Annotated in this window: 7 protein-coding genes; all 7 read left to right on the top strand. The window is 70.2% G+C overall.

Annotation, left to right across the window (positions count from 1 at the left end):
• Positions 1-384 (top strand): DUF6441 family protein (locus ACK42S_RS13515; protein WP_409708433.1); only part of this gene is annotated, 384 nt, incomplete at its 5' end.
• Positions 384-3,080 carry a phage tail protein gene (locus ACK42S_RS13510; RefSeq protein ID WP_409708430.1) on the top strand — a complete coding sequence of 899 codons (2,697 nt, stop codon included), beginning with the start codon at positions 384-386 and terminating at the stop codon, positions 3,078-3,080. The genes ACK42S_RS13515 and ACK42S_RS13510, both read left to right, overlap by 1 nt.
• A 4-nt stretch (positions 3,081-3,084) precedes the next feature.
• Positions 3,085-4,140: a hypothetical protein gene (locus tag ACK42S_RS13505; RefSeq protein ID WP_409708427.1), complete on the top strand. Its 1,056-nt coding sequence runs from the start codon at positions 3,085-3,087 to the stop codon at positions 4,138-4,140.
• Positions 4,137-5,699, top strand: a complete 1,563-nt coding sequence (locus ACK42S_RS13500) for a hypothetical protein (RefSeq protein ID WP_409708424.1) — start codon at positions 4,137-4,139, stop codon at positions 5,697-5,699. Before ACK42S_RS13505 ends, ACK42S_RS13500 begins: the two co-directional genes overlap by 4 nt.
• A gap of 2 nt (positions 5,700-5,701) precedes the next feature.
• On the top strand, positions 5,702-6,481 hold the full coding sequence (locus ACK42S_RS13495) for a phage BR0599 family protein (protein ID WP_409708421.1): 780 nt from the start codon (positions 5,702-5,704) through the stop codon (positions 6,479-6,481).
• A gap of 18 nt (positions 6,482-6,499) precedes the next feature.
• The gene (locus ACK42S_RS13490; RefSeq protein WP_409708418.1) at positions 6,500-6,727 is read left to right on the top strand and encodes a hypothetical protein; all 228 of its coding nucleotides are present in this window, start codon (positions 6,500-6,502) and stop codon (positions 6,725-6,727) included.
• Positions 6,724-6,951, top strand: a complete 228-nt coding sequence (locus tag ACK42S_RS13485) for a hypothetical protein (RefSeq protein ID WP_409708415.1) — start codon at positions 6,724-6,726, stop codon at positions 6,949-6,951. The genes ACK42S_RS13490 and ACK42S_RS13485 overlap by 4 nt, the downstream gene beginning before the upstream one ends.
• Positions 6,952-7,028 lie beyond the last annotated feature (77 nt).

Here is a 7,028-nt window from a genome sequence, read left to right as displayed (position 1 = left end):
CCCTGGCTGGGCATCCACACCCAGGGCGGCACCGTGAGCGGCAATCTGCTGATCCCGCTGCTGCCGGGACGGATCGGCCCCAAGCGCTTCCGTCAGGTCATCGACGGCCTGATGCGCTCGGGCAACGCCTTCTTCGTCGAGAAGGACGGGCGCGTGCTGCTGATGGCCGAAAACCTCCAGGAAAACGCCGCGCAGCTTGGCCGCTTCAAGCGCGCCGAGCGGCAGCGCTCCGGCGTCAAGCGTCTGCAGCGCGGCCAGGAGATTCCGATTGCCGTGCTGGTGCGGCGGGTGGATCTGAAGCGCCGCTTTGATCTCGCTGCCGGGGTGCAACCCGCCTTGTCGGGCTTGGCGCGGGCGATTCAACGAGAACTGGACCAGGCCTGATGGCAAACAACCGCGCCCAAATCCTCATCCGCGCCGTCGACGAGACGCGCGGTGCCTTCGACTCGGTCAAGCGGGGCCTGGGCGGCTTGGCCGATGCGGCCAAGAGCGTCAACGGCCTGCTCGCCGGGCTCGGCGTGGCCCTGTCGGCGGCGGGCCTGGGGGCCATGGTCAAGTCGGCGCTGGAGTCGGCCGATGCCCTCAACAAGCTCTCGCAGCGCGTGGGCATCACGGTGGAGTCGCTGTCCACCCTGGTGCCGGCGGCCGAACTCTCCGGTGTCTCGGCGCAGACCTTCGAGACCGGGCTCAAGAAGCTCGCCACCGCGATGCTCGAGGCGGCCACGGGCTCGGAGGAGTCCGCCCGGCGCTTCGAAGCGCTCGGCGTGGCCTTCCAGGACCAGGACGGTCGGCTCCGCGCCACTGACGCGGTGCTGCTCGATCTGGCCGAGCGCTTTGCGGCCATGCCCGATGGGGCGCAGAAGTCGGCGCTGGCCGTCGAGCTCTTTGGCAAGAGTGGCGCCGAACTCATCCCCTTTCTCAACCAGGGCCGCGAAGGCATCGCGGCGCTCACCGGCGAGATGGAGGCGCTCGGCGTGCAGATCGGCGGTGAGACCGCCGCGCAGGCCGAAGCCTTCAACGACGCCCTGGCCAAGGTGAAGCTGGCCGCCACCAGCATCGCCAACCGGGTGATCGAGGCGTTCCTGCCGGCGATGAACGAAATGGCCGCCGGCATGGTCGAGTCGGCCAAGCAAGGTGGCGCCTTGCGCGCGGTGCTCGACGGCGTGGTGCTCGTGCTCAAGACCCTGGCGCTGGGCGCGGCCACCGTCGGCAAGGCCTTCGTCGCCTTGGGCGAGGCGATCGGCGCCGGCATGGCGGCGGCGGTCGAGGCCTTGCGCGGCAACACCGCTGGCGCGAAGGCGATCATCGCCGAGCTCAAGGGCAGCCTCGTGCGCCGCCTGGACGAACTGGCCGCGTTTCGCGACAGTCTCTTCGACCCCAAGCCGATCGAAGTCCGGGCACCCCGGATCCAGGCTGATGCGGAGCTGCTGCAGCGGCTGGCCAAACCCAAGCCTGCCCAGGACAGCACCGGCGCGCAGACCGCGCTGATGAAGGCGCAGTTGGACGCCGAATTCGCCTTGCTCAAGGACGGCCTCGAGCGCCAGCAACGCACACTCGATCAGGCCCTGCAAGACCGCCTGATCTCGCTGCGCGACTACCACGCGCGCAAGACCGCGCTCGAGCAGCAGGCGATCGACGCCGAGATCGAGCGCCGGCAGCAGGAACTGGCCCGCAGCCGGCAGGTGGCCGCCACAAGCGGCAACGAGAACGAGCGCCTGCGGGCCCGGGGCGAGGTCGCACGGCTCGAGGCCGAGCTGATCATCCTCAACGACAAGCGCGCCGACATCGAGCAGGCCAACGCTCGCAAGTCGGCGCAGGCCGAGCGCGAACTGGCCGATGCGCTGGCGGCCGCGCGCGAGGAACTGGCCCAGGTCACCGGTACGGCCACCGATGCCGACCGGCGAGCGGCCATCGAGCGCAGTTATCGGGATCTGCGCGCGCGGCTGGCGGCCGAGAGTGACGCCGACGGCGTCTCGCTCATCGACCGGCTGATCGATGTGAAGGCTGCGCAGGCCAATTTGGCCCGGCTGGAGCAAGAGTGGCGCCTCGTCACCGAGCGGCTGCGCAACGCCCAGGAGGCGATCCAGATCCAGACCCAGGCGGGCTTGCTCACCGAAGCGCAGGCGCGGCAGCAAATCGTCGCCTTGCAGCGCGAATCGGCCACCGAGATGCAGCGCCTGCTGCCCGTGATGCAGCAGGCGGCTGAGGCCATCGGGCCGGACGCCGCGATCCGCGTGGCGGCGTGGCGCAACGAGCTGGAGCGCACGCGGCTCGTGACCGACGAACTCGCGCCGGTGTGGAACCGCATCGGCGAAGGGTTCGGGCAGGCCGTGCAGGGCATCGTCAGTGGGGCGCAGACGTTGCGCGAAGGGCTCTCGAACATCTTCCGCAGCATCTCGGAGGCCTTCCTGCAGCACCTGGTCATCCAGCCCTTGCAGCAGTGGGTGGCGATGCAGGCGAAGATGCTCGCGATGAAGCTGGGCTTCGCGCAGCAGGAAGCGGCCATCGAGCAGGTCGCTGCCGCCCAGTCGGTGGCCACCAAGCAGGCCGAAGCAGCCGCCAAGGTCAGCGCCAACGCCGCCGAGGCAGGGTCCGGGGCGGCGGCGTCCCAGGCCGCGATTCCCATTGTGGGGCCGGGGCTGGCGATTGCCGCGATGGCGGCCATGGTGGCCGCGGTCATGGCCTTGATGGGCAAGGTCAAGAAGTTTGCGTCCGGTGGCTTCGTCACCGGCCCCGGCACCGCGACGTCCGATTCCATCCCCGCGCGGCTCTCGGCCGGCGAGTACGTGGTGCGGGCCGCTGCCGTCAAGCGCGTGGGCGTGGCGTTTCTGGATGCCGTCAATGGCCTCAAGGCCCCGCCTGCCTGGGACGGCCAGCGCCTGGCCCTGGCTGCTGGCGGCCTCGTGCCGCAAGTGAACGTGGCGCCCGCGCAGCCGCAGGTCAACAACGCAATCCGCATCGTCAACGCGATCGACCCCGGCGTGACGCACGACCATCTTCAGACGCCCGCTGGCGAGCGGGTGATCCTCAACATCATCGGCAGGAACGCCCGCGCGGTGCGTGCTGCCTTGCAAGGATGAGGCCATGGCCCTGATCTTCATCGACGGCTTCGACCACTACGACCCGCAGCAGCCCGACCCCTTCGACCAGCCGTGGCTTTCGCGCGGCAAGGCGGCGTACCTCTCGCCACAGGCACAGCGCATCCCCGGCCGGCGGCCTTCGTCCTACGCCTTGCGCCTGCCGGCAGGCTCGGGCGGCGGCTACGTCAAGAACCTCGACGCCACCAAGACCAGCCTCATCGTGGGCGCGGCGATTCGCGTCGCGCCCTTCGAGAACACCGGCGAGGCCCCCGTGCTGCTGGGCGTGCGCGATGCGTCGGCGCAGGTGGCGCATCTCGTCAAGATCGGCGAAGACGGGCGCTTGACGCTCTACCGTCGCCAGTGGGGCTACGACCAGTTGATCTCGACCTCGGTGGCCACCGCGCCGGCACGCGGCTGGCACTACGTCGAGCTGCAGGTCACGCAAGGCACGAGCAACGGCGTCTTGAGCGTGCGCGTCAACGGCATCCTCGCCATCCAGCTGACCGCCCAGAACACGGTGCAAGGCGGCGTTCAGCTGCTCACGGCTTTCGTCGGCGCCGTGCCGGGCGATCCTTGCCCGGTCACGGTGGACGTGGACGACCTCTATCTGGCCGACACCTCGGGCACCATCAACAACACCTTTCTGGGCGATGTGCGGGTGGATGCGCTCCCGGCACAGGCCAACGGCAGCCTCAACCAGTGGACGGTCGAAGGCGCGGCGTCCGCTTGGGCTGCCGTGAGCGACGGCGATGAGGCGAGCAGCATCCGCGCCAACGCGGCCGGTTTGCGCCAGACGTTCGACATCGCGCCGCTGCCGGCGATGGCCACCCCTGCCATTCATGGCGTGCAGGTGACGATGCTCGCCCGCAAGACCGACGCGGGTCTGGGCAAGGTCAAGGGGTTGGTGGCCAGCGGCGCGCAGACCGCGGTGAGCGCCGACCTCATCCTGCAAGAACAGCTGGCCTGGCACACGGCGCTCTTTGAGCGCAACCCGAACGGCAACGTCCAGTGGACGGAGTCAGCCTTCAACGACGCTGAGTTCGGCGTGGAGTCGGCATGACCGAGCACCTCCTTGCCGAGCAGCGGGTGGAGCTGGGCAGCGCGCCGGTGCCGGGCCCCGCTCTGGCCGCCTTGCGGGCCGAAGCGCTCGCCCGGGCGGCCTTCGGCACGGGCGCAGCCCAGATCACACCAGAGACGGCGGCCTCGCCCTGGCCGCCCGATTCGGCAGCCCGCCTGCTCGCGGAATCGCTGGCCGGCCCCTGGCCGCCCATCGAAGCCCCCGCGATTCTGGTCGAAGTGCTGCGCCGGGATACGGCATCAAGCGCCATCGTCGCCACCGGTATGGATGCCTTTGGCGATGCGCCGTGGCCGGATGCCCCGCGCGGTGTGTTCGCCTTCGGCCACGACTGGGCCGAGCCGCTGGTGGAGCGCCTGCAGTGGCAGACCAGCGTCACGCGGACCGCCAGCGGCAACGAGGCCCGCCAAGGGCTGCGGCGCGTGCCCCGGCGCTGGCTCACATACGCCGTGGGCCATGGCCGCGCCACCGATGCGCTGGTGGCCGACTGGCTGGCCGACCATCTCGGGCAGAGGGCGCTGTGGCCACTGCCGCAGCACGCCGCGCACATTACCGAAGCCGTGGAGGCAGGCGCCATGGCGCTGGCCGTCACCCCAGTGAAGTCAGACACGTTTGGGCCGCTGGCAGCCGACGTGCGGCTGGACTTCGATGGGCTGCAGGGCTGGGATGGGGATGAGCGCTGGATCCTGATCCGCGCCGCCGATGGCTGGCAGACCGCGCGGCTATCGCACGTGGAGCCCATCCAGCTGTGGCTCGCCGATCCATTGTCTCGCGCCGTGCCAGCGGGTGCGACGGTCATGCCGCTGGCGTGGGGCATGGCCAGCGAGGCGGCTGACTTCGCCCAGTGGATGCCCGGCGTAGTCGGCGGCCGCGTGACCGCGAGCCTCGCGCCTGCGCCCCTGCCCGACATGGACCTGCTGGGCGATCCGCTGCTCGATGGCCTGCCGGTCTGGCCCGATGGCAACTGGCGCGACGATCCATCGGTCACCGTGCAGGCGGTGCTCACGCGGCAAGACCTCTCGCCCGCCGACCCCTGGACGCGCCGCGACGACCCGTGGCCGACGACGACCTTCCAGCGCCGCTACCTGGCCAGCAGCCCCGAGGACATCGAGCGCTGGCGGGCACGGCTGGAGCGGGTCCAGGGCCGCCTGGGTGCCTTCTGGCTACCCGATGGGCTGGCGCCGGTGCTGTGGGTGAGCGCCGACGCCGATCCCGAGGATGGCTTTCTGCGGGTGACGGGCGAGGACTCGTCCGCCTTCTGGCAGCGCCCCGCCGCCTGCCTGATCCTGCATCCGGACGGCAGCCGGCAGCACGCGCTGACCGCCACCTGCCATCGGGATCAACATCTGGTGCTGGTGCTGCGCTCGGGGCTGGAGGCGCCGGTGCCGGCGGGCAGCCGCGTCGCGCGCCTGGCCCGCTGCCGCCTTGACCACGATGCCGTCGAGCTGTACTGGCACAGCCCGGAGCTGGTCGAGATTCCCCTCACCGCGCGCCAGTTGCCCGAGCCGCGCGGCAATGACCGCCACACCTACACCCCGTCCTGACCATGAGCGAAATGGCTCTGACCGAAGTCGAGCTCTACGTCTTCGAGGGCGCCAGCTTCAGCGTGCGGCTCACCCCGCACGAGTTCGACGTGGACATCGACGGCCAGCGCTACGAGCGTTGCCCGATCGAGCGCAGTACGCTCGCACTGGGCGCCGAGGCGGCCAAGTCGGCGCTGGAGCTGCGTCTGCCACCCGACCACGCCTTGGTGCGCCATCTGTTGCAGGCGGCCATCACCGGCGAGGCCACCGCCGTGCGGTTGATCGCAGCGCGTATCCACACCAGCGGCATCGCCCTTACCGTGCGCTGGATGGGCCGGGTGCTGGGCGTCGAGGTCAGCGACGATCAGGCCCGCATCCGCTGCGAGTCGGCGCAGGTGAGTCTCAAGCGCATCGGCCTGCGGCGGCTCTACAGCCGCACCTGCTCGCACGTGCTCTATTCGGCGGCCTGCGGGGCGTTTCCCATCACCGCCAGTGCGGTGGTTGGGTGGACCGAGGGTCCGCTCATCTTTATCGAAGGCGGTGTGCCGCCCTCGGTGTCAGGGATGCTCGCCGGCGGCTGGCTGCAGATGCCGGACGGTGCCCGCCACATGATCGTACGTGACGATCCCGACGCGGTGGAGTTGCTCTATCCGGTGGCCATCGCTTCAGGCACCGAGGTCGTGCTCGTGGCGGGCTGCGACCACACCACGGCCACCTGTCAGGCGCGTTTCAACAACCTCGCCAACTACGGCGGCTTTCCCGCCATCCCGAGCAAGAACCCGTTCTCGACGGGCGTGTTCTGACGCCCCCCAGTCCTATCCATGTGGTACCTCGTCGTCATCGTGGTGGCGGCCGTGGTCTCGGCCGCGCTCGCCCCGAAACCACCCGAACCCAAGCCGGCGTCGCTCTCCGACGTCGACGCCCCCACCGCCGAGGAAGGCCGGCCCATCCCCGTCGTGTTCGGCGCGGTGCTGATCCGTGGCGCCAACGTCGTGTGGTACGGCGACTTGGAGGGCGAACCCATCAAGAAGAAGGGCGGCAAGAAATGAGCGCCGGAGTGCGCGAGCCCCTCATCGTCACCATCGGCCACGTGCGCGCCGCCGGCCTGTGCGTGCACGGTACGCGCACCTGGTTCACGCGGCACGGCCTGGACTTCAGCGCCTTTCTGCGCAAAGGCATCGATGCGCAGACGCTGCTGGCCACGGGTGATGCGATGGCGCAGCGCGTGGTCGAGCACGCCCGGCAGCAAGCGATGCGGCAGGAGCGTGCCTGATGGGCGGCCGAAGCAAGAGCCAGACCGTCGGCTACCGCTACCGCATCGGCCTGCACCTGGTGCTGTGCCAGGGGCCG

The sequence above is a fragment of the Caldimonas sp. genome (genome assembly GCF_046289365.1).
In the GTDB taxonomy this organism is placed as follows: domain Bacteria; phylum Pseudomonadota; class Gammaproteobacteria; order Burkholderiales; family Burkholderiaceae_C; genus Caldimonas.
The sequence above is the reverse complement of the archived record's forward strand: the minus strand, read 5'-3'. Positions and strand labels throughout refer to the sequence as shown.